Source organism: Paenibacillus xylanexedens, from assembly GCF_007680605.1.
Classification (GTDB): domain Bacteria; phylum Bacillota; class Bacilli; order Paenibacillales; family Paenibacillaceae; genus Paenibacillus; species Paenibacillus xylanexedens_B.
On the sequence record NZ_VEIO01000002.1, the window covers coordinates 215,751 to 239,728 of the forward strand.

The following is a 23,978-nucleotide window of genomic DNA, read 5'->3' on the forward strand; positions in this document are numbered from 1 at the left end:
CATATATCCCTGCGGGTAAGCGTTGTACGCTCTGCCGCAGGGCTTTTTGTGTTGACATGTTACAAGTTGGATACAACTGCGTCCTGCCCCGATACATCTGCGAACTATAATAAAGTGAGATACACAGAAATACATAATCAGGAAATGGAAAGGAAGACAAGCACGAATGCTTCAAGTTGAACAGGTATCCCATGCCTTCCGCAATGCACAGGGCGATGTTCCCGTGCTGCAAGATATTAATCTGACGATTCAAGAGGGGCAGATGGTTGCGTTGCTGGGTAGTTCAGGTTCAGGCAAGTCCACGCTGCTGAATCTGATGGCTGGTCTAATGAAGCCCACGCAAGGCAAGATTTGGATCGCGGGACAAGATATTGTGCGTTTCAACGAGAATCGCCTGGCGGAGTTTCGGCGTAGCCATATTGGCTTTATTTTTCAATCCTACGAGCTATTGTCCAATCTGACGATCCGGGAAAATGTAGAGTTGCCTCTGGTATTTATGGGAATCAGACCATCCAAACGCAAAGAAAAGGCGCTTCGCCTGCTGGAGCAAGTGGGACTCGGCGACAAGACGAATCTCTTTCCGTCGCAGTTATCCGGTGGTCAGCAGCAACGGGTCAGTATCGCCCGCTCTCTCATCACAGAGCCTTCGGTCATCTTTGCAGATGAACCGACGGGTAATCTGGATACAGAGACCGAGGAAGAGATTCTTTCCATTTTGCAGCAACTGAACAGAGAGATGAAAACAACCTTTGTCATTGTGACACACGAAGCCGAGGTGGCCGAACAGATGCAGGTTGTACTGACATTACAGCAGGGAAGATTGGTCGAACAGCAACAGGTTGCCCAGTTGCAGCATGTATGAGAGTTAACGTAAAAGGAGAGGAACAGTGAGAATACGGGACGTGGTGCGCATGGCCTGGGGACAGATCATTCGGCGCAAAGTGGTCACATTACTCTGTATGATCGGTCTGTCAATCGGTTCGGCAGCGATGATTATTGCACTGAGCGTGGGGCAGTCGGTACAGACATACAGCGAGAAAACGTTAAATGATAACTACAAGATGGATGAGATTACGATCAGCCCGAACGAGGGAATCAAAACGGGAAATGGAAGCGGCGGAGGCGCGAAGAGTACGTTTGAACGCGGCGCGCTGACGATGGAGAAAATTCGGATTATTCAGCGCCTTCCGCATGTTGTCGCTGTGGCTCCTATGCTGAAACTGGATGCGCTCGATATGGTGCTTCCGGATGGACGCAGCTCCTACGTGGAAGTGATTGGAACCGAGATGCAGACGTTGAGCGGGTTCGGATACAAATATGCACAGGGCAGCGGAACTGGCAATGGCCGAGTTGCCGTTGTGAATTACGGAGCGACCTACGGATTTATTGATTCAAAAGTAACTCAGAAGCTGTTTGAGCAGTTAAATTCCGATCCCTATAACAATGATCTTTTGCAGCAGTACAACGAGATGATGATGAAGCAGGATCAACTGATGCAGCAACGTATACAATTTCGGTATGAGGATTTTACGAATGGCAGAAAGACCAGGATGAGTGGAACGATACGTGTATCGGGTGAACTAGCCAAACCATCCAATTTGGATGATATGAGCGCTCAGAATGACAAGAAAGTCTATGTGCCGCTGGATACAGCACGAGCTTTGCAGGATGAGCTTGGACTACAACAGGCTGACAGCCCGGCGCTCAAACGTCTCAATTCCGCATTAGTGAAAGTGGATAACAAACGGCATGTGGCTCAGGTGGAAGAGCAGATCAAAAAGCTGACGTTGAACACGCAAAGCAATCTTTTCCAGGAAGAAGCCATGGCAGGACAGCTTGCGATGTATCAGAAAGCGGCCATCGGTATTGGCGGTTTCATTATGGTGCTAGCTTCACTGTCCATTATTGTGGCAATGATCATGTCCACGCATCAGCGGCGTAAGCAGATCGGGGTTATGAAGGTGCTTGGCGCCAACCTGTGGCAGATCCGTCAGATGTTTATTGCGGAGGCTGCCATGCTGGGATTCATTGGCGGTGTGGCCGGTGTGGGTATTGCCTTTGCCGCACTCGGTGGGGTGAACCAGCTACTTGCGAGTCAGATGGCGGATCAGGCAGGCGGACCGATGACGGTGATTATTCAGCAATCGGCATTGCCACTGGGGATTGTTTTTGCTGTGCTCGTCGGTGTGGTATCGGGTATCTATCCAGCCATCAGTGCATCGCGAACCAACGCGCTAAGCGTTATTAAATCGATGTGATGTGTGATGGCTCAATGAGAGACGAGCGTGCAGGGCCAAACGTGGGGACACTTGGAAATATGAACAGACTCAAACTTATCAGTGAAAGGGATATAGGCATGAAGAAATGGATCAGCATCATCACTACGATTGTACTTATGGCAGGCGCAGGATACTGGGTGTATGAGAAATACAAACCCCAGCCCGAAGCGCCTGTTGAGATTCCACCGCCCATCACCTTTGATGTGACACAGGAGACGATGACACAGACCATTCAAGTGAAAGGGAAATCGGTCTATACCGAGCAGACGGATGTGTTTGCACCGTATACTTCTAACATTAAACAGTGGCATGTCAAGAACGGGGAACAGGTGAACAAAGGGGATGTTTTGTTCACGCTCGATACGTCGGCATTGCAGACAGAAGTCAGTCAGATGCAGAGTGATCTGGATAAAGCCCGGTTAGATGTGGAGATGAATCAGATCAGCATCGACCAGGCCGGCATGACCGAAACATTAGGTGTGACGGAAGAGGAACGTAAAAAAGCATTCGCGGACCGGGAGAGCAAACGTCTGGCGAACGAGCTTAGCCGAAAAGCTTTGGTTCTCAAAGAGCAGGAGATCCGAAAGAAGCAGGACGTCATGAGCAAGGCAGTTGTGTATGCTGCGACCACGGGAATATTTCAGTTGAACGAGCAGGATAACAAAACACGGGCCGTTACGGAAGGGCAGTTAATCGGCTCAATCACGAACACGGGCAAAATGAAATTCAATACTATTGTTGGTGAGGAAGAGATGTTCAAGCTGAAGGAAGGCATGCCAGTACAGGTGCGCATGAGTGCGCAGAAGGATCTGAAATTTACCGGAAAAGTAAGCAAGGTATCCAAATTTGCCCGGAAAAGCACGGATACCGATCTGAAGCAGGCCTCTCAGTTTGATGTTGTCATTGATCTGAAGCCGGATGCTCGCATGTATGGAGGTGTCAGTCTGGAAGGAGACATTGAAACGATGCGCAAGGACAAGGTGACTGCCGTATCGAGTCTTGCCATTATGCGTGATCAGCCCGAACCTTACGTGCTACTGGATAAAGGGAACGGACAGACGGAGCAGCAAGCGGTTAAGACAGGCATGGAATCGGGAGATAAAACGGAGGTTGTTAGTGGTTTGAAGCCAGGGGATGTTGTTGTTATTCCATAGAAGGAGGTAAAAGCTTATTGCGGTTTTGTGCCGTAATGAGCTTTTTCTATTGCGACAGAGAGAAGCAAATTCCTTCTTTTTATGTGGAAAAAAATATAATTTAATTTATATAATTCAATTTACAGTAATATTTACATGTCGTATAATCACACTATAAGGAGGTGAACAAGGAGTCATACGCGAGATCAAATTTTTTTAAAGGTTAAATGGAAAGCGCTTACGCAAAGTTAGTTTGCATTCAACGTTCTCTTCACACTTCAATTCCAAGATGATGATTTAACTACTCCACCACGGTTTACTCTCAAGATTCAACCCCCACACAAGCTTACACACAGCAATTCTACTGAAAACACCCGACGTTTATTTTTATTTGCTCTTTGACTTCAGCCCTTTTAATTATGGAGGTGACCGAAACACCATACATTCTTTCATGCACTTTGTGCCATGCATCCTGCTTCTACACAGAGGAACAGCAGACATGAGTCGAGACCAATCTTATCTAAGGGAAAGGTGGAACTATGAAGAAAACATTGAAAACCAAATCAAGAGGCCAGAAGCTGCTGCGTAAAGGTGTAAAACAAATGATGGCAGCTGCGCTGCTTGCGGCAGGAATTTTCCCCGGCATGTCTCCAGGTGTGACACAGGCAGCGGAGGCGCATGTGAACAATCCTTTTGTGGGCGCCACGGCTTATCTCAATGAGGACTACTCTGCACTTGTGGACACCTCTATTGCAATTACCAGTGATGCTTCGCTGAAAGCGAAGATGGAAACGGTGAAATCTTACCCTACCGCGGTATGGATTGACCGTATTGCAGCCATCTACGGCGGGGCCGAGAATGCTGGTCGCAAGAGCGTGGAAGAGCATCTGGATGCGGTTCTCGCTCAGAAGAAGCCAGGCGTACCTATTACGGCTTCCTTTGTCATCTATAACTTGCCGGGTCGGGACTGCCATGCCCTCGCTTCAAACGGTGAGCTTCCTTTAACCCAGGCAGCTTTACAGACGTATAAAACGGATTACATTGACGTGATCGCAGATATTTTTGCTGATCCCAAATATCAGGACATCCGCATTATCGCTGTTATTGAGCCAGATAGTTTGCCTAACCTGGTAACCAATCTGAGCACACCAGCTTGTGGTCAAGCGGCTTCAACGGGGATTTATGAAGCCGGGATTAAATATACGCTCGACAAGCTCCATGCGATTCCAAACGTATACAACTATCTCGATATCGGTCACTCCGGCTGGCTCGGATGGGATAACAACCGTTCTGGAGCGGTCGCGCTCTATACCGATGTAGTAGGGGATACGCTCGGTGGACTGAGCAGTGCGGATGGATTCATTACGAATACTGCCAATACAACACCGCTGGCTGAACCAAACCTCACCAACCCGGATCTGAACATTGGTGGACAACCGATCCGTTCAGCGAAGTTCTATGAATGGAATCCGTACTTTGACGAAACCGATTTCACAGCGAAGTTGTATGCCGATTTCGTACAGGCAGGATGGCCGGCGAGCACAGGTTTCCTCATTGATACCAGCCGTAACGGATGGGGCGGGGTGAATCGTCCAGCTACGGCTACGGGCAGCAATATCAATGATTATGTGAATTCTGGTCGTGTGGATCGCCGGGAGCACCGGGGTAACTGGTGTAATGCAAGCGGAGCAGGTATCGGAGAAGCGCCAAAGGCAGCTCCAGGACCTGCGCATCTGGATGCGTATGTGTGGGTGAAACCGCCAGGTGAATCCGATGGCTCCAGTTCTGAAATTCCGAATAATGAGGGTAAAGGCTTCGACCGGATGTGTGATCCAACGTATACAACGAAAGATGGCGTGCTGACTGGCGCATTGCCTAACGCGCCTGTATCAGGTCACTGGTTCCATGACCAGTTCGTACAACTGGTGAAGAACTCCTTCCCTGTACTCTCCGAGAATGGTGGAGGTAACCCTCCGGGTGGAAATACAGCACCAGCGGCTCCAGCTACGTTAACCGCTGCGGCTGGCAATGCTCAAGTGACGTTGACATGGGCGGCATCGACAGGTGCGACGAGTTATACGGTGAAACGTGCCCTGACAGCATCCGGTCCATTTGTAACGGTTGCTGCGAATGTCAGCGGAACAACTTACACCAACACGGGCTTGACGAATGGGACAACGTACTATTATGTCGTGACAGCAAGTAATGCAGCAGGCGAGAGTGTGAACTCTGCATCTGCTATGGCAACACCGGCAGCCGTTGCAACGGCTCCAGCGGCACCCACAGCGTTGACAGCAACAGCTGGCAATGCACAGGTGAGTCTGGCCTGGACGGCATCGGCAGGTGCGACCAGCTATAACGTGAAACGTGCCCTGACGGCAGCGGGTCCATTCACGACGGTTGCATCCAATGTAACGGCAACGTCGTATATTAATACTTCGCTGACGAATGGCACAACCTACTATTATGTGGTGAGTGCGGTGAATGCAGCCGGGCAAAGTGCTAATTCTACGGTAGCCTCTGCAACACCAGCGGGTGTGGTTGTACCAACAAGTGATCTGGTGGTGCAATATCGTGCAGGGGATACCAATGCAACGGATAACCAGATCAGACCGTTGTTCAACATCAAAAACCTGGGTAGCACAGCAGTGGATCTGAGTGATTTGAAACTTCGTTATTATTTCACCAAAGAAGGTTCGGCGGCAATGGATTCTGCCATTGACTGGGCAGTGGTTGGCGCAGCCAACATCGACCGTACCTTTGGAGATGGATATGTTGAGCTGAGCTTTAAGTCTGGAGCAGGAAGCATTGCTGCTGGTGGGCAATCAGGCGATATTCAGCTTCGTATGTTCAAAACGGACTGGTCCAACTTTGACGAGAGCGATGACTATTCCTATGATCCAACGAAAACATCCTATCAGGATTGGAATAAAGTCACACTCTATCAAGGTGGCAGCCTTGTATGGGGAATTGAGCCTTAAAGGTTATCCATTTGGTGATTTAGTGCTAAGGTACGTGTGAGTGTACCCACAACTTATCAAAACAGAGCTGTTTTCTGGTCATCCATTGACCGGAGGCAGCTCTGTTTTTGTCTAACGATCTCAGGAGAGCTTATTTGGTGAAAAAGAGGCATGATGAAATTCTAACGATCCGTAGCGACGCTATTGTGATTAATTTCGGTGATTTATATGTAATTTGCCTTGTTTGGCGTGGAATAAGCTTACTGGTGATCGTTAGAATTCAAAAGTGGCTGAAAACGGCTGAATAGGCTCCGTGGAGATCGTTAGCATTTTTTAGAAGGACGTGTTTGTTGAAAAAGCATAACAGGATGAATGAGCTTGGAGCGCTATCCGACGGTTTGGATGAATGAGCTATAATGATAAGGCTTTGAAGACGGTCCATTTTTCATCATTCACCGTTGTACACTCTGACCGATATACACTGAATATTGATCGTTTTGCACGGATATTTGCCTATGGTTAGGCGGTAAGGATGTCTATAATAGTACCCGATGGATGGTAACTCTTGCTACGAAGGATGTAAAGAGAGCGGAAGGGGGATCGGAGGAACTGGAGAAAGAAGTACGTCAGACCCACTAAATTTCTTTTTTGAATTTCATTTCGCTTCATAATGTAAGCGCAACCATTTTTCCTTTGATGTACGAAAATGAACCTGACCTAACATGAGCATGAATCTGATCTTCGTATGAACACGAAACCGACCAGACCATCAACATGTTCAGGTAGAAGTATCATTACCCATTCTAACCAGGGAGAGTGAAGGTTGATGAACTTAAGTTCAGTAGAAGATAATCGAATTAAACATAGTAACAGCACCGGCGATAGAACCCATGTCAGTACGAATGTCAGCCAAAAGAAGAGCACTAGCACTCATAGGGCAAAACGATCACGCATGCCTCTCGGGGCCAAAGTGCTCTCTTCTGCACTCAGCCTGGCTTTGATTCTTAGCGGAACCGCCGGGATCAGTGGAGCGGATGCTTCACAATCCCAACCCCAATCTCAGGGGAAAAGCATTCAACTGGAGAAGCTGGATCGCGGGCTGGTAGCGGCTTCGACGTCCGAAGGTGTGTTTCTAAGCTGGAGATTACTTGGGGACGAGGCAACAGGGTACAGCAACAAGGGGCTGACCGGGACGGATTTCAACGTTTATCGGGATGGCAAAAAAATTGCAACGGTCACAGACAGCACGAACTATGTGGACAGCACAGGTACGACATCGTCACGTTATGAAGTTGCCGCCGTTAATAGCAAAGGTAAAGAAAGTAAGCGCAGTCCCTCCGTCAAACCTTGGGCGAACGGGTATGTTGATATTCCTTTGCAAAAGCCGGCTGACGGTGTAACGCCTGCGGGCGAAGCGTACACCTACAGTGCCAATGACATGAGTGTCGGTGATGTCGACGGGGATGGTCAGTACGAGTTTTTTGTGAAATGGGACCCATCCAACGCCAAGGACGTGTCGCAAAAAGGATATACCGGCAACACCTACGTCGATTGTTATACGCTGGACGGACAACTGTTGTACCGAATCGATCTCGGGGTTAACATTCGTGCGGGAGCACATTATACGCAGATGCTTGTCTATGATTTTGACGGAGATGGCAAGGCTGAACTGATGTTCAAGACTGCCCCGGGCACACAAATAATCAAGTACAACAAAAAGGGCAAACCAACCTCACAAAAGTACATCACACTGCCGAAGGAAGATCGCAAGGCGGGGGTGACACACGAGGACGATTATCGCCTCAGTGCGGAAGGGTACTATGACCATGTGGTCGATATGTTCCGGAACTGGCATAAACACGAAGAGGTTGTAAAAGGAAACTGGCCTGCGACACTGGAAGAGGCATTTGGAATCGAGAAGAAATACAACTATCCGTTATCCCGGCAGGATGCGGAAAGTCTGGCCGACTACTTTATAGATGTATATGCACCGCAACGGAGCGCCCGCAATGAACTGCGCAAGTTCGAAGGGTTTATTGTGGACGGGCCGGAGTATATTACCGTATTTGAAGGCAAGTCGGGAAAAGAATTACAGACCATCCCGTATGAACCCGAACGTCATGATGACGGCCTGATGTGGGGAGATTATGCGATGGCACGCATTGAACCGGCAAACCGGGTAGACCGTTTTCTGGCCGGAGTTGCGTACCTGGATGGCAAGAAACCGTCTGCGATTTTTGCACGCGGATATTATACTCGCTCCACCATGGCTGCCTACAACTGGGATGGCAAGAAACTGAAAAAAGAGTGGATGGTAGACAGTGGCTGGACACCGATGAAAAATCCGTTCAATGACGGGCCGCATGGTGTAGATGGTACAGACCCGCAGTACGGTTCGATTACAACACAGGGAGCACACTATTTCAGTGTGGCGGATGTAGACGGTGACGGCAAACAGGAGATCATCTATGGTTCGGCTACCATAGACCACGATGGTAGTGTGTTATACAGTTCCACTGATGTGATGCCGCCGGAGAGCGCTGCACCGGGAACGATTGCCCGTCTAGGACACGGAGATGCACTGCATGTCGCGGATATCGACCCGGATCGCCCGGGACTGGAGATTTTCATGGTACATGAGGGCGGACCTTGGGCGCCGTATGGATATTCCCTGCGTGATGCCAAGACCGGAGAAGTCATTTATGGCGGATATACAGGCAAAGATACCGGACGCGGCATGGTCGGAGATGTCGATCCAACCCGGCGCGGACTGGAGACATGGGCTGTCGGATTATGGACGGCACAGGGTGAAAAAATAAGTGACCAGGCGCCCGGAACCAATATGAGCATTCGCTGGGCCGCGGACATGACCACCCAAATCGTAGACGGTGCCATCGATGTCACGCCTACGATCAAAGACTGGACACGCGGCACGGTGCTGACCGCGACAGGAACCTTAACCAATAACCACACAAAAGGGACGCCATCGCTGGTTGCCGATGTATTCGGAGACTGGCGCGAGGAGATGTTGGTGCGTACAGCCGACAGTTCAGCGATCCGCATCTATCTGAGCACCGAGAAAACAGATCGCAAGCTGTATACATTGATGCACGATGCGATGTACCGTGTAGGCATTGCCGGGCAGAACAGCGGGTATAACCAGCCTTCGTATCCTTCCTTCTACATGGCATCCGATATCGATTGGTCGAAGGTGACGTTGCCGAAATTCTACACTCCGGGGAAAGGCAAGGGAGATAAATAAGACTGTCCGCTTAGATAGAAAGAGAAACGATGTAAACTAACCGCAAAAAGCTCTGGGATTTCTCCTGTGTAATGATCACGCGGAGACATTCCAGAGCTTTTTTGTACATCCAACTACTTCTCGATGTCTTCAGTCAAGTGTGTTGCGGAAGCGAATGATTCCAGCGTGTATTGACCGTCCTGAATCAGTAACTTGGTGATGGAACATTCGGGAACGAGACGTTTCTGCTCAACCAGGAAATTCGGATGCCATCTGTTCAGTTCTTGTTCGGAAAAAGTTTGCACCAGGAAATCGGTAATCAGACCGCCATGTGTAGCCAATACAATATGACTGCCGGTTGGCGCCTGCGTTGCCAGTTCGCTTAGCAAAGAGGCCAGCCGTGTACCTGCCTGTTTGGCGGAGTCACCAACATGTGGAATGAACTCCGGGTCTGCGGTACACTGGTCCCACAAAGCTACAAATTGTTCAAAAGTCTGCTCGGGATCATCACCCCAATTGGCCCGCTCACGCAAGCGTGCATCTTCCGAGACGTCAGACCCGGTAAGGGAAGCAATGGCTTCGGCGGTTTCCTGTGCTCTCCGGAGTGGACTCGCTACGATCCGGTGGATGGGATATGGAGCTTTCGAGAAATGCCGGGCGGTCAATTGGGCCTGACGGCTACCCTCGGCAGTAAGCGGCACGTCTCCAATATCACTTTTTTTGACACCATGCCTGACCAGATAAAAGGTTGTACTCATCGCATGAAATCTCCTTCAACATTGGATTTAGAAATGGCAGATCATGATATAATGATTTTATACTAAGCTTATAGGAACTTAACCTTTCGATCCATTACAATTTGGAGGATATTAAAATGAAAAAATTGTTTTTGTCTTCTTCTTTTGATGACACAGCAAGCTTGTTGAACACACTGGAAGCAACGTTAGCCGGAAGAACCGTCACCTTTATTCCGACAGCCGCGGTTCCCGAGACATATGATGCATATGTACACGAGGGCAGAAAGGCGCTTGAGAAGTGGGGACTTATCGTACAAGAGTTGGAAGTATCCACGGCATCTTCTGAAGAAGTAGCAACGAAGCTACAACAAAGTGACTTGATCTATGTGTCGGGTGGCAACACCTTTTTTCTGTTACAGGAGCTTCGCAGAAGTGGAGCAGAGAAGTACATACAGGCTCACATCCAAGAGGGTAAAATATATATCGGAGAGTCGGCAGGTTCCATCATCCTCGCCCCTGATATTGCATATGTGAAAGCTATGGATGATTGCACGGTAGCCCCGGACTTGTCCAGTTACGAAGGGCTGAATGCCATTGATTTTTATCCTGTGCCGCATGTGGGTTGTCCCCCATTTGTAGAGTCGGCAGCTCAGGTCATGGATGAGTATCAGTCCACACTGCCTCTCGTGCCGATAACGAACTCCCAGGTTATTGTCATGGATGGGGAGCAGTACCGGATTAGTAGCATCTAACGTCAATTTTAACGATGTTTATTCAAAAATAGAGCGAATACTTCTGCACGCCATATCGCGCTTGAAGGGAGGGTTGCAGGGATGGGAACGGGATCAGGATCGTTGACGAATCATGCACAATCCTTTTCAGGCAGTCTTTTTCAGGAACGCCTTCGCACCGAAGATTGGGGGCCGCGTTTTTTCGCTTATTATTATAAACAATGGGATGATTATCAGATGTCCTACCACACTCATGACTCCACGGAAATTATGTATATCATTACGGGCATGTGCCGAGTGGATGTAATGATGGCAGACGGAAGCTCGGAACAGGCGGTGTTGAAAAAAGGACAGTTCATCCTGCTGGATGCAGGGGTTCCCCATCGGCTGATGGTGCAGGACGGCGTGCCGTGCCGAATGCTCAATGTGGAATTCGGTTTTGCGCGTACAGCATCTGGACAACTTACCATAAAGCAACTTGCGCTGGAAGAGGATACGGTTCATGCTTTTCTGAAACATATGGCGCCTTATCTTGTATTACCTGACCCGGAAGAGGTGTATTACACCATGAAAAGCCTGGTGCTTGAACTGGATCAGCGTGGTCTGATGGAGCAACGGCAGAGACAGGAGCAGGGAACGCTGGTACGAACCCTTTTTATCCAATTGCTCGTTCGGATTGCCAGGTTGCGAGGCGAGATGGAACGAAGTGCACTGGATCAGACAGAGCTCTATGTCAAACGTACGATTGAATTTATGCATCACAATATGGATCGCAGTATTCAGATGAAGGATATCGCGGCAGCAGTCAATTTACATCCAGGGTATTTGCACCGCATTTTCCGTAATTATATGCAATGGACTCCGACCGACTATCTGACGATGTTACGGATGGAGAAGGCCAAAATGTTACTCCAGCAGACCAATATTCCGATCTCCGAAATTTCAGACTATGTGGGTGTGGGCAGTCGGCAGTATTTTCATATGCTTTTCAAAAAATATACAGGCAAGACGCCTGTTCAATACCGGGATTCCATGGAGCGAATACAGTGGAGCTACCCGGAGGAATTGGAGTAGAAGCAGGGCCGCCGGGCTGGAACAGGCGGGTAGAAACTAAATGTTGAACTGAAAGGGTATTCATGATATCCTTTGTTCAGAAGTAACCCATTTGTTGATAATGTAGTAGTAATTGAATATATTCAGGATTGTGACTGTTCGGCAGGCGATACCTAAATTGTTCGTAGTAAACATGTGTTGTGCATGTTACTGCTTCAATTTAGGTTTTTTTTATAGGAGATTTTAATTTTTTGAAGAATTGTATGGAATATTATAGCGGGACGAGCCTATGATGAGTTGGGGGTGATGCAGATGAAGATTAGGAAAATTTTTAATAACAATGTAATTTTACTGACGGATGATAACGGGCACGAAATGATCGTGATGGGAAAAGGGATCGGGTATAACAAACATAACAGTGATGTTATCGACTTTTCGCAAGTGGAGAAAAAGTTCGTCGTTGAAAAAGCGACGTCTGACAAACTGATGGGGCTGATTGGCGAGATTCCAACCGAACATCTGGAGTTGTCGAACGAAATTATTGAATATGCGGAACAACAGCTTGCCCTCAAATTCAGTGACAACATCTACATTACCCTGACAGATCATATCAGCTTCGCACTGAGAAGGTTCCCTGAAGGCATCATTGTAAAGAATGCTTTGCTGTGGGAGATCAAAAAATTTTATGCAGCCGAATATGAAGTTGCCTTTAAGGCGCTCCACATTATTGAGCAGAAAACAGGTGTGAAGTTGCCAGAGGATGAGGCGGGTTCCATTGCCCTTCATTTTGTGAATGCACAGCAGCGTGGGCAGGATATGAAACAAACCTATCAGATGACGAAGATTGTTAACGATCTGGCGAATATTGTGAAATACCATTTCGGAATCAAACTGGACGAAAACTCGATTAATTACAGCCGTTTCCTCACACATTTGCGGTATTTTGCGTACCGAATCCTCCATGATGAGCTGATTCCGGAGGATCGAGATTCTTTATACGATCATGTAAAGGACAAGTATCCCGAATCGTACGCGTGCGCGAAAAAGATTAGAAACTATCTGGAGATTAACTATGAGAAGATAACAACGAATGAGGAAATGGTTTATTTCATGATCCACATTCACCGGGTCACGAACCGTGAGTATGATCTGGCGGAAGAATGAAGAAATACGTATACAAACTTATACATTAGGGATTGTGACTGTTCGGCAGGCGAAACCTGAACTGAGGCTTGTGTATTGACTAAGGTCAGTAGACAAGCTTCAGTTCAGGTTTTTATTTTGTCATCGTATTATGTCATGCGAATGGACGAAGTAAAGTTCTGAATTGTAGGGATTATACAAAGTATGGGGGGAACAACATGGATCATCTCAAATTAGCTCAAAACATTGTAGACCGCGTTGGAGGAAGGGAGAACATCCAATCGCTGACTCACTGCGCTACCCGTTTGCGATTCGTCTTGAACGACAACCGGAAGGCCGATGCAGACACACTCGAAAACACAGCAGGCATCCTGAAGGTGGTTGAAAGCGGCGGTCAATTTCAGGTTGTTGTAGGCAATGACGTGTCAGAGGTGTACAAACATATCGTTGCCGAAGGGGAATTCGATGGAGCAGGGTCCGGTGCAGGCTCTGAAAAAGAAAAGAAGAGCCTTCGTTCAGCCATCTTTGGTCTGATATCGGGTAGTCTAACGCCATTAATCCCGGTATTTGCGGGAGCTGGTCTGGTCAAGGCGCTGTTAATCGTTCTTGAGAGAGCAGGCTGGATTGCCGTGGATAGCGGAACATACGCTATATTGGCTGCTGCGGGGAACTCGATCTTCTATTTCCTGCCGATTCTTCTTGGCATCACGATTGCGAAAGTTCTCAATGTGAATTCTTATGTGGCGGCTGCAATCGGGGCTGCATTGATGGAACCGAATTTTACGGCATTGACAGCTGCAGGAAATACAACTCATTTTCTAGGAATACCTGTATCGTTAATGAATTACGCTTCGTCGGTCTTTCCGATGTTTATCGCCGTTAGCATCTACGCGGTTCTGGAGAAGTTTTTGAAGAAAATCATGCACAAAAATGTGCAGTTGTTCGCAGTCCCGTTCTTCTCTCTTGTCATTATGGTACCGCTCACTGCCATGTTGATTGGTCCTTTCGGACAGTATGTAGGTCAATGGATTGGGGATATCGTTAATTTCCTGATTAACAGCAACTCTGTCATCGCCGGAATTATTCTGGGGGGAACGTGGTCGTTTCTTGTATTGCTTGGATTACACTGGGCGACGGTGCCTATTATTATGGGTAATCTGAGCGCTGGCGGCGATCTTATTGCACCTCTTGCGGCGACATCTGTAGCGGCTTCGATGGGAATCGGTCTCGGGGTATTCCTGAAAACAAAGGATAAAGATCTTAAGGCTCTGAGCGGTTCGTCTTTCCTTTCTGCCATCCTGTCCGGAGTTACTGAACCTATTCTGTATGGTATCATTCTGCGTTATCGCAAAACACTGATTTATTTGGTAGCCGCTGGAGCCATTGCTGGTGGTCTGATGGGATATCTCGGCGTGAAGTTGATTGTGTTCAATTTCTTCCTTAATGTGTTCACACTGCCAGCCCAGAGTCCGATGTTGTATTACATTATTGGGGTAGTGACTGCGATTGCAGGCGGGGCCTTGTGCGTGGTCCTGTTTGGCTACGAGAGTAAGAAAAATGATCAGGTTGCTGAAGGTTCGAAGGTACAGAAAGACGAGAATAACCCCGTTGAAGGAAAAAGTGAAAGTGCAAGTAACCAGCACTCAGCATCTGAATCGTCCACGGCGAAAATGGAACAAAATGCGGCTGGGATCGACGCGAACGTAGCGATGGAAAGCTTGATTACGAGTCCACTCGAAGGCAAAGTAATTCCGCTTCATGAAGTGGAGGATGTCGTATTTTCCTCGGAGTCGATGGGGAAGGGCGTAGCCATCATTCCGTCCAAAGGTCAGCTGGTATCCCCGGTAGACGGCGTCGTGTCGGTCACGATGAAAAGTGCACATGCCATCGCAGTCACCTCGGATGAAGGTGTCGAAATTCTCATGCATATCGGCATAGATACGGTAAGATTGAAAGGGCAGTATTTTACTCAGAAGGTGCAGCAGGGGAATCGAATCCGTAAGGGAGAGGTACTGATTGAATTCGATATGGATCAGATCCGGAACGAAGGTTTTAAGCTAACCACGCCAATTGTGGTGACGAACTCCGATCAATTCCGCGATATTACGCCGTTGCTGTCAGAAGGAACGGTTGCTGTCACAGAGGAACTGTTATCTGTTCGATCCTAAATCAGATCAGAGAGGAGTAGAGCAAGATGAAGCTGATTGTTAACGCAGATGATTACGGTATCACGATGAGAGTGAGCGAAGGCATCATTCATGGAATGAAACACGGTATGATTACAGATACCTCGGCGTTGGTGAATTCGGTACATTTTGAGAAGAGTAGCGTTATGGCCCTTGAAGCGGGCATTACGGCTATGGGGGTTCATCTGAACCTGACGTTCATGACCCCTGTTCTGGAAGCTTCGGCTGTTCAGAGTATCGTGGACGAGTCCGGCCGTTTCTATCGAAAACCTGGACTTATTCCTTCGACCTATGATCCCGGGGAAGTACGCGCGGAGTTGAAGGCACAGATCGAGAAGTTTCTGGCTTCCGGGTTATCGTTGAATCATCTGGATACCCATCATGGGGTGAGTGTGAAAGATGCACAAATGCTTGACTTGGTCATGGAGCTGGCTCGGGAATATAACGTTCCCATGAGAAGAGATGATATCTTATCTCTGGAGTTGAACAGCAAGCTTGTGGATGCGGGGATTCGGTCTACGGATATATTGTGTGGTGATCCAGCTATGCCTACTCTGCAGGAATCATGGTTGCGCGGGGTACTGGATCAGTATAAGAATACGGAACATATCGTTGAGATTGCTGGACATCCGGGTTATGCGGATGAGGAACTGCGTAGCATCTCATCTCTGGTAGATGAGCGTGAGCATGATCTTGCGGTGTTGGTCAATCCCGCGCTACGGGAATATGTGACAGCACAAGGTATTGAACTCATTAGTTACAGCCGGCTGTAGGGGAGACACGGCCGGTTCATCGTTTCAGAGTTTAGCAGTATTCATCGAACATGTAAGAAGATACAAGTGAATATCAAAGGAATAGGAGAATGAAGTTAGGATTTTTGACACCATGCTCCTGAACAGGTCATGATTTTGATAACGCTCTCCTTACCTCTGTTGCTACAATAAACCCATGAAGCAAGTCATTAACCGAAGCCGGAAGGTTCGGATTACGGGAGGACATGTACATGTCGTTTAAAGTGGCGTTTATCGGGGCGGGAAGCATTGGTTTTACAAGGGGATTGTTGCGTGATTTGCTCACCGTACCGGAATTTAATAACATCGAGATCGCATTCTGCGATATTAATCAGCATAATCTGGACATGGTCACCGAGCTGTGCCAGCGGGATATCCGAGAGAACGGATTGAATATTCGGATTCAGCCGACAACCAATCGGAGAGAAGCGTTGAAAGACGCCAAGTATGTTCTGTGTACGATTCGTGTAGGGGGACTGGAAGCTTTTGCAACCGATGTCGATATTCCGCTCAAATACGGGGTGGATCAATGTGTCGGGGATACGCTGTGTGCAGGCGGCATTATGTATGGACAGCGCGGAATCGCCGAGATGCTTGAGATCTGCAAAGATATTCGCGAACAGAGTGCGCCGGATGTGTTGCTCCTGAATTACTCGAATCCAATGGCAATGCTGACATGGGCTTGTAACAAATACGGTGGTGTGCGCACGATCGGACTATGCCACGGCGTTCAGCATGGACATCAACAGATTGCGGAAGTGTACGGACTGCAAAAGAGTGAAGTGGATATTGTCTGTGCAGGTATCAATCATCAAACATGGTATATTCAGGCGTCCCACAAAGGGAGGGATCTTACCGAAGGTTTGCTGGAAGCTTTTGAGAAGCATTCCGAGTACAGACGTACGGAGAAAGTTCGGATCGATATGCTGCGCCGCTTTGGTTATTACAGTACGGAATCCAACGGTCACTTAAGTGAATATGTGCCATGGTATCGCAAACGTCCTGAAGAGATTAATGACTGGATTGACATGGGAAGCTGGATTAACGGTGAAACGGGTGGATATCTACGCGTGTGTACAGAGGGCCGCAACTGGTTCGAAACGGATTTTCCAAACTGGATGAAGGATGATCCGATGCAGTATTTACCGGAGAAACGCGGCGAAGAACACGGATCTTATATCATAGAGAGCCTGGAGACGGGACGTGTGTATCGGGGTCATTTTAACACGGTGAACAACGGGGTGATCTCCAACTTGCCGGATGATGCCATCATCGAAGCACCGGGTTATGTAGATCGTAACGGCATCTCGATGCCGCATATCGGCGAACTGCCTCTGGGCCCAGCGGCGGTGTGTAATGTAAGCATATCCGTGCAACGTCTTGCGGTGGAAGCGGCCGTGCATGGGGACGATCAGCTGTTGCGACAGGCATTTATGATGGACCCGCTGGTAGGCGCGGTTTGTAATCCGAAGGAAATCTGGCAGATGGTCGATGAGATGCTGATTGCACAGGCGAAGTGGTTGCCACAGTACGGTGACGCGATTGCAGCTGCAGAAGAGAGACTTGCTACGGACGATCTTATACCAACCAAGGCATACGAAGGCGCTGCACGTCTGAAGGTCAAAACGGTAGAAGAGATGCAGCAAGATCGGGAGGCCGCGAATAAAAACGCAGGTGAGTCCGACAAAGGCAAGGATCGGGAGAAGGTACAGCAGTAGAGAGTGTGATAACAGTAGAGGATGCGGGTGACAATAGTCAGTACAGAAGTATAACAATAACCAGTGCAAAAGCATCAAACAGCTAGATGGTAAGCTTGCTGATGGAAATGACAGCATGAATGAGGCAGTATAACAGCTTGATAATCTGACTTAGATTACAGAGAGAAAGAAGCGGAAAAGAAGAGTAAATGAGGACGGAGCAGCAATAGGGCTGCTTCGTCTTTTTGTTTTTTTTAGATTGCAGGGAAATTGCGAATGGGAAAACAAAGGGGTAGAGAAGAACATAAATTTAATTACAATGCACAACATATTACCTTTACAGACATAGTAATATGTCTTATAGTATACTCAGAGTAAGAGGGAGAGCGGTGAGACGCACAGATGGATGTACAAGTGATTAACAGTGACCTGATTCGGGGCAATATTGATCCCATTATTTTGAGTGTGCTTATTCCATCAGACAACTATGGGTATGGCATTATTAAGGAAATATATCGCAAAAGCGGGGAGCAGTTTGAACTCAAGGAGCCGACGCTGTATTCCAGTCTGAAACGGCTGGAGAAGAGTGGGTACGTGGAGTCTTATTGGGGTGAGGAGACGCAGGGTGGAAGGCGGAAATACTACCGGATTTCCAGCCAAGGACATGAAGTTTATCAATTACAGGTTCAAGCTTGGCATGCAGCCAAAACCTTAATCGATTGCATGATTGCCACCAGTGAAGAAGGAGATGAGTAAGGATGACGCTCGAAAGACGGATGAATCGGCATTTGGAGAGTTTGTTTGCAGGTGTACAGGATACATTGGAGCATCGGGAGTTGAAAGAAGAAATTCGCAGCAACCTCGCCGCACGAATCGATGATTATCTGGCCGAAGGCATGAGCGAGGAGCAAGCTTTCCAGACAGCGATACAGCATATGGATGGTATGGAACAATTCATGAGTGATTACCGACTCGTGAAACGTATTCCTTACTGGACAGCATTGTGGCAATCGACCTTGATCTACAGCCTGGTTGCCTGGATTATCACGATTCCTACACGAGTGATGTTAGGCGGTACTGCTCTGAACAATCTGCTTTTGCTCATTAGCCTGATTGTGGGCGCTGCTTATGTCGTTTATTTGATGAGCAACAGGGAGAATGGCAATGGATCTTCCAATCCAGATCATACAACGCGGATTCGTATGCCCATTTTGAAGCAGTGGCAACGCAGAGCATGGTGGCTGTGGGCGGCAGTCGTACTTGCGCTTTGGGGTACGCAGGCGGCTTTGCGGTTTGGAAGCAATATTTGGTTTAACCGACCCTTTCAGGTGAATGGACCCTACCAGCTCGCTGTCATTTTGTTTGCTTTTGCGTTACCGCTACTTAGTATCCTCATTCCCTTGGTCGTTCACCGGGCATACCGGATCGTTAGCAAATATGAAGTGAGTGATGGCATATGAACGGAAAAAACCTGTGGATTGTTTCCTTATTTATTATCGGGTTATTGGGTCTTGTCGTGGTGGAAGGGTTCATTAATCCTAAAATTGCGGCAGATCAGAGTCGATATGAAGCCGAGCAGAATAGTCCGCTGACGCATGATTTTACTGCCTTGGCCAAATATCAGAATGCATACATGGGGAATTTCTCTAATCTAAGTCATCTGAATCAGAATCTGCCGTTACATGAGCAGTTGGATGGCTATCAGCTGTTTCCTGAGACATTGACCGCTCAGATTAATTACAGTGTGAATACAGATGAGATGGATGCGGTGCAACTTGATCGAATCCTCGTGTATAACGCTCTTGCAAACTTTGTACTGATCGATAATCTGGAACAGATTGTCTACCAGTTCAAAGACACACGGGTTGTATTTGAACGTAAGCTCGCGCAGCGATGGGCTGGAACAGAGCTTAAAGCGCTACAGAAGCCGGAGCGCTGGGATTCTATCGTTCGCGAGAAGCTGGTGGAACCGGCTGACGTGCGGGCTTTATTTTCACAAATTGTTGACAATTCTTAGGGTTGAATTCGCTGGAAATGGGCAAGGTGCTCGACTCTTCTCTCATGCTATGTTATTATAAGGCTCTGATAACGTGGTAACGAACTAAAGCGTTTGAGCTTGGTCATAGACATGGAGGGGTACGAGAGATGAGAAAGAAAGCAATTCTACTATTATTTATTAGCATATGTATGATCATTATGGCGGGCTGTTCCAGCTCGGCAAGTAAAGACGAGAATACGATCATTGTAGGGATCGACGATAAGTTTGCTCCAATGGGATTCCGGGATGAGAAGAATGAAATTGTCGGGTTCGACATTGATTATGCCCGTGCAGCTGCGGAGAAAATGGGTAAAAAGGTGACTTTCCAGCCGATTGATTGGTCTTCCAAAGAGTCGGAGCTTAACAGCGGCCGGATCGATATGATCTGGAACGGATACACGATTACAGACGAGCGCAAAGAGAAAGTGCTTTTCACCAAGCCTTATCTGGAGAACAGTCAAGTTGCGATTACTCTGGCAGACTCCCCGATTACGAAGCTGGATGAACTGGATGGCAAAAACGTAGGATTGCAGGCACTGTCCTCAGCGGCAGATGCGCTGGCGGCAAGTCCTCTAAAGGATAAAGTTAAAGCTTCCGAATTCAAAGATAATGTACTGGCGCTGACTGATCTGAAAACGAAACGTCTGGACGCAGTCATCATTGATGAAGTGGTCGCAAGATATTATATGTCGAAGGAAGAAGGCACCTTCAAATTGCTGGACGAATCGCTGGCGCCAGAGCAATATGGCATCGGGATCAAAAAAGGCAATGAAGAACTTCTCAATCAGCTGCAAAATGCGCTGGATGAGCTGAACACGGACGGCCAAGCCGCTGAAATCTCTAAGAAATGGCTTGGTGAGGACAAGGTTCTGAAGTAAAAGATGAATTTGTGAGTTTGAAAGTATTCAGGTGAAATACACCTGACAAATAATGATGTGAGCTTTTCCCGGTTTGGGAAACTGTACTCACGAAAACGATGACCCCGTATTCCATGCTGGAGCGATATGCTTCCAAGGAGTGCGGGGTTAACAGATTAGAGGAGAACTAATTCATGAATTGGGACTATATTTCAACGATTATAAAACCGATGCTGGAAGGTGCACAAACGACGATTTTCTTATTTTTACTTGCGATTGTGCTATCGGTACCCCTGGGATTCGCGGTAACATTGGCGATGCGGAGCCAGTTCAAACCGCTGGCGTGGATTGCACACACATACGTCTATGTGATGCGTGGGACACCGTTACTTTTGCAAGTATTATTTTTCTGTTTCGGCCTTCCATTACTTCCGGTCATCGGAGAGTATCTGGTCTTTGATCGTTTCATTGCAGCGGCCATCGCATTTATATTGAACTATGCAGCTTACTTCGCCGAAATCTTCCGGGGTGGATTGTTGTCCATTGATAAAGGGCAGCATGAAGCGGCCAAAGTGCTTGGACTCACAAAGTGGCAGACCATGACGAAGGTCATCATTCCACAGATGGTTCGGGTAGTACTGCCAGCGACAGCAAATGAGGCAATTACGCTGGTTAAGGATACGGCATTGCTCTACGCTGTCGCTGTACCCGAGTTGCTCTATTATGCGCAAGCCGCAGTGAATCGGGACTTGCAACTCATTCCATTTTTCGTAGCGGCGATTATGTATTTGCTTATGACTCTGGTGCTTACCTTGTTATTCAAGGTTCTGGAGAAGCGCTTTTCGTATGAATAAATCAAATCTGTTCAATCAAAGGACTGTCTGCATATGACCTATAGTATAGAAGTAAATCAGTTGAAAAAATCATTTGGCACGCTGGATGTGCTGAAACAAGTCTCTTTTAACGTGGCGCCAGGGGAAGTGATTGCAGTTATTGGACCTTCCGGTTCGGGGAAAAGCACGATGCTGCGCAGCCTGATCCACCTGGAAGACGTTACGGGCGGAACGATTCGCATTCAGAATCAGTCGCTGGTGGACGATGGAAGGTACGCAGGGGTTGCCGAGATTCGGAAGATTACGGATCGTATGGGCATGGTGTTTCAGCATTTTAACTTGTTTCCGCATCTGACTGTACAGGCGAACCTGGAACTCGCACCGAAGACGTTGAAAAAAGAGAGTGCCAAAGTCATTCGTAGCCGCAGTGCGGAATTACTTGCCAAGGTTGGACTGTCGGACAAGGCCGATGCTTATCCGTCGAATCTGTCCGGTGGACAGAAGCAGCGCGTAGCGATTGCCCGCGCTCTGATGATGCAGCCGGATATCCTTCTTTTTGATGAGCCGACTTCGGCTCTCGACCCGGAGCTAACGGGAGAAGTACTTCGCGTCATCAAGCAATTGGCACAGGAAAACATGACGATGATGATTGTCACGCATGAGATGAGCTTTGCTCGCGATGTTGCGGATCGTGTCTTCTTCATGGACAATGGCGAAATTGCCGAGCAAGGCCCGCCAGATCAACTCTTTGGTTCGCCAAAGCTCGCACGTACCCAGACGTTTTTGAAACGGGTGGATATGGAAGAGTAACGGTGGAGCGTGATTTAAAACAGGTGCGAATGCCAAGCTCCCATGAAATCCCTGGGGGATTCGCACCTGACCATAGGCTAATTTGAACCCTTTTGGCAAATTACCTTGAATATTTTAGGTTTTTTATATTAAGATGAAACTGATTAGTAGATGAATTAAACGAGAACACGTAATAAAGTATACAATCTATGCTTTTATTACGTGTTTTTTTGCTGTCGCACTCCGTATGGAGTGCGTGGATTGAAATCTTTATCTTTTTGAAGTTTTTCAGCAATTGCCGAGTCGCACTCCGTATGGAGTACGTGGATTGAAATCTGCAAGAGCTCAGCGTTCAGGTCGGACACATCTGGTCGCACTCCGTATGGAGTGTGTGGATTGAAATAAATTCGTAGCAATCGTAGAGGGAATCCTATTAGCGTCGCACTCCGTATAGAGTACGTGGATTGAAATTCACCAGCCGCGTCATTATCCGTCCCGATCACGAGTCGTGCTCTGTTTAGAGTGCGTGGATCGAAATAGGATATGGAACTTTAGATATCATGTCTGATTTTCCCGGCTTCGCTTACACCTAACACGCTAACGATCACACAGGAGCTTATTTTGCGATTTCAGCGACCATTGAAAATCTAACGATCACCACAAGCGCTATTTGGGCTCAAATCCTCAAAATGTAGCGTGAATCGCTGTATTTCAAGTAAATAAGGTTTCTGGTGATCGTTAGAATTTTAAAATGGCTGAAAAGGGTTAAATAGGGTCTCTGGTGATCGTTAGAATTCGGGAAGCCGGAGATCGTCCACAGTAGGGGGAATCTGGTATCTGGTAAACCGGAGATCGCCCATACTAGTGTTCATTTAGAACGAAAGTTTTCCAAAAAAAATATAGGTGGGAGAAACCTCCAGTTCATATACTCTACCCGAGAGACACGCTTCACCATTTTTGATAAAACTTTGAGCCGGTTGGTTCATGCAGTCTTTAGTGTTATAGTTTTGACTGCGGGTGTATTTTACATAACATATTAGGAGTACGATCAATATGTTGCTGATTACTAGAAACTTAATAGATCGACTAATCGAACCTTACAAAGAAGCCGATATGCTGGCCTGTTACGTTACATCACAAGGGATTTCCTCAACGACAACTCGAGCTATATTGCTGATCAATCATGACGTGCTTAAAATTTTGTTCCTCAATTTATTTTCTTCCAAAGTTGTTCAAATGGTTCGAATACCACTTTCAGATCTGGAGCAACAGCGACTCAAATCCGGGGTTTCGTTGGCGTCGATATGGTCATTTCAGTCTCATGGCATTCATTATCGGTTTAGCATCATCAAAAAAATGCTTACGCTCGGCTCCATGCAAGCAGTGTTTCTAAAGTTTGTTGAAGAACATGTTGTGAGAGCCTGACGATATGTATAAAATCTTTTGGCGTATAACGTGAAATCAGCAAAGGCTATCATATTAGTTAAAAAAGCAAATTAACAAAAGCAAA

19 protein-coding genes are annotated in these 23,978 nt (G+C 47.5%); 18 read left to right on the forward strand and 1 reads right to left on the reverse strand.

The window, feature by feature from the left end:
- Window positions 1-166: 166 nt before the first annotated feature.
- From FS818_RS15625 to FS818_RS15645, 5 genes are all read left to right on the forward strand, one after another.
- Window positions 167-862: an ABC transporter ATP-binding protein gene (locus tag FS818_RS15625; RefSeq protein ID WP_145333086.1), complete on the forward strand. Its 696-nt coding sequence runs from the start codon at window positions 167-169 to the stop codon at window positions 860-862.
- 25 nt (window positions 863-887) lie between these two features.
- Window positions 888-2,258 (forward strand): ABC transporter permease, encoded by a 1,371-nt coding sequence (locus FS818_RS15630; protein ID WP_145333087.1) that lies wholly within the window; start codon window positions 888-890, stop codon window positions 2,256-2,258.
- A gap of 14 nt (window positions 2,259-2,272) precedes the next feature.
- Window positions 2,273-3,433, forward strand: a complete 1,161-nt coding sequence (locus FS818_RS15635) for an efflux RND transporter periplasmic adaptor subunit (protein ID WP_222128822.1) — start codon at window positions 2,273-2,275, stop codon at window positions 3,431-3,433.
- Window positions 3,434-3,951: 518 nt separating this feature from the next.
- Window positions 3,952-6,393, forward strand: a complete 2,442-nt coding sequence (locus tag FS818_RS15640; RefSeq protein ID WP_186375507.1) for a glycoside hydrolase family 6 protein — start codon at window positions 3,952-3,954, stop codon at window positions 6,391-6,393.
- Between the two features lie 931 nt (window positions 6,394-7,324).
- Window positions 7,325-9,634: a rhamnogalacturonan lyase gene (locus FS818_RS15645; RefSeq protein WP_145333479.1), complete on the forward strand. Its 2,310-nt coding sequence runs from the start codon at window positions 7,325-7,327 to the stop codon at window positions 9,632-9,634.
- Window positions 9,635-9,747: 113 nt separating this feature from the next.
- On the opposite strand, the gene FS818_RS15650 is transcribed toward FS818_RS15645, so the two are convergent.
- Window positions 9,748-10,371 (reverse strand): histidine phosphatase family protein, encoded by a 624-nt coding sequence (locus FS818_RS15650; protein WP_145333089.1) that lies wholly within the window; start codon window positions 10,369-10,371, stop codon window positions 9,748-9,750.
- A gap of 116 nt (window positions 10,372-10,487) precedes the next feature.
- On the opposite strand from FS818_RS15650, the gene FS818_RS15655 reads away from it, so the two are divergent.
- The 13 genes from FS818_RS15655 to FS818_RS15715 all read left to right on the forward strand — a co-directional run bounded on the left by FS818_RS15655 (window position 10,488) and on the right by FS818_RS15715 (window position 23,893).
- The gene (locus FS818_RS15655; RefSeq protein ID WP_145333090.1) at window positions 10,488-11,102 is read left to right on the forward strand and encodes a Type 1 glutamine amidotransferase-like domain-containing protein; all 615 of its coding nucleotides are present in this window, start codon (window positions 10,488-10,490) and stop codon (window positions 11,100-11,102) included.
- An 81-nt stretch (window positions 11,103-11,183) separates the two neighbouring features.
- On the forward strand, window positions 11,184-12,155 hold the full coding sequence (locus FS818_RS15660) for an AraC family transcriptional regulator (protein ID WP_145333091.1): 972 nt from the start codon (window positions 11,184-11,186) through the stop codon (window positions 12,153-12,155).
- 291 nt (window positions 12,156-12,446) lie between these two features.
- Window positions 12,447-13,298, forward strand: a complete 852-nt coding sequence (licT, locus tag FS818_RS15665) for a BglG family transcription antiterminator LicT (RefSeq protein ID WP_145333092.1) — start codon at window positions 12,447-12,449, stop codon at window positions 13,296-13,298.
- 197 nt (window positions 13,299-13,495) lie between these two features.
- Window positions 13,496-15,445 carry a beta-glucoside-specific PTS transporter subunit IIABC gene (locus FS818_RS15670; protein ID WP_145333093.1) on the forward strand — a complete coding sequence of 650 codons (1,950 nt, stop codon included), beginning with the start codon at window positions 13,496-13,498 and terminating at the stop codon, window positions 15,443-15,445.
- Window positions 15,446-15,471: 26 nt separating this feature from the next.
- Window positions 15,472-16,236, forward strand: a complete 765-nt coding sequence (locus FS818_RS15675) for a ChbG/HpnK family deacetylase (protein ID WP_145333094.1) — start codon at window positions 15,472-15,474, stop codon at window positions 16,234-16,236.
- Window positions 16,237-16,466: 230 nt separating this feature from the next.
- Complete coding sequence (gene melA, locus FS818_RS15680) at window positions 16,467-17,972, forward strand: alpha-glucosidase/alpha-galactosidase (protein ID WP_145333095.1); 1,506 nt, start codon at window positions 16,467-16,469, stop codon at window positions 17,970-17,972.
- 381 nt (window positions 17,973-18,353) lie between these two features.
- The gene (locus FS818_RS15685) at window positions 18,354-18,707 is read left to right on the forward strand and encodes a PadR family transcriptional regulator (protein ID WP_145333096.1); all 354 of its coding nucleotides are present in this window, start codon (window positions 18,354-18,356) and stop codon (window positions 18,705-18,707) included.
- A 2-nt stretch (window positions 18,708-18,709) separates the two neighbouring features.
- Window positions 18,710-19,411, forward strand: a complete 702-nt coding sequence (locus tag FS818_RS15690) for a permease prefix domain 1-containing protein (RefSeq protein WP_145333097.1) — start codon at window positions 18,710-18,712, stop codon at window positions 19,409-19,411.
- Window positions 19,408-19,968 carry a DUF4825 domain-containing protein gene (locus FS818_RS15695; RefSeq protein ID WP_145333098.1) on the forward strand — a complete coding sequence of 187 codons (561 nt, stop codon included), beginning with the start codon at window positions 19,408-19,410 and terminating at the stop codon, window positions 19,966-19,968. Before FS818_RS15690 ends, FS818_RS15695 begins: the two co-directional genes overlap by 4 nt.
- A gap of 128 nt (window positions 19,969-20,096) precedes the next feature.
- Window positions 20,097-20,867 (forward strand): amino acid ABC transporter substrate-binding protein, encoded by a 771-nt coding sequence (locus tag FS818_RS15700; protein WP_090917704.1) that lies wholly within the window; start codon window positions 20,097-20,099, stop codon window positions 20,865-20,867.
- Window positions 20,868-21,040: 173 nt separating this feature from the next.
- Window positions 21,041-21,700 (forward strand): amino acid ABC transporter permease, encoded by a 660-nt coding sequence (locus tag FS818_RS15705; protein WP_090917706.1) that lies wholly within the window; start codon window positions 21,041-21,043, stop codon window positions 21,698-21,700.
- A gap of 33 nt (window positions 21,701-21,733) precedes the next feature.
- On the forward strand, window positions 21,734-22,489 hold the full coding sequence (locus FS818_RS15710; RefSeq protein ID WP_145333099.1) for an amino acid ABC transporter ATP-binding protein: 756 nt from the start codon (window positions 21,734-21,736) through the stop codon (window positions 22,487-22,489).
- 1,032 nt (window positions 22,490-23,521) lie between these two features.
- Window positions 23,522-23,893: a hypothetical protein gene (locus FS818_RS15715; protein WP_145333100.1), complete on the forward strand. Its 372-nt coding sequence runs from the start codon at window positions 23,522-23,524 to the stop codon at window positions 23,891-23,893.
- The last annotated feature ends 85 nt before the right edge of the window (window positions 23,894-23,978 follow it).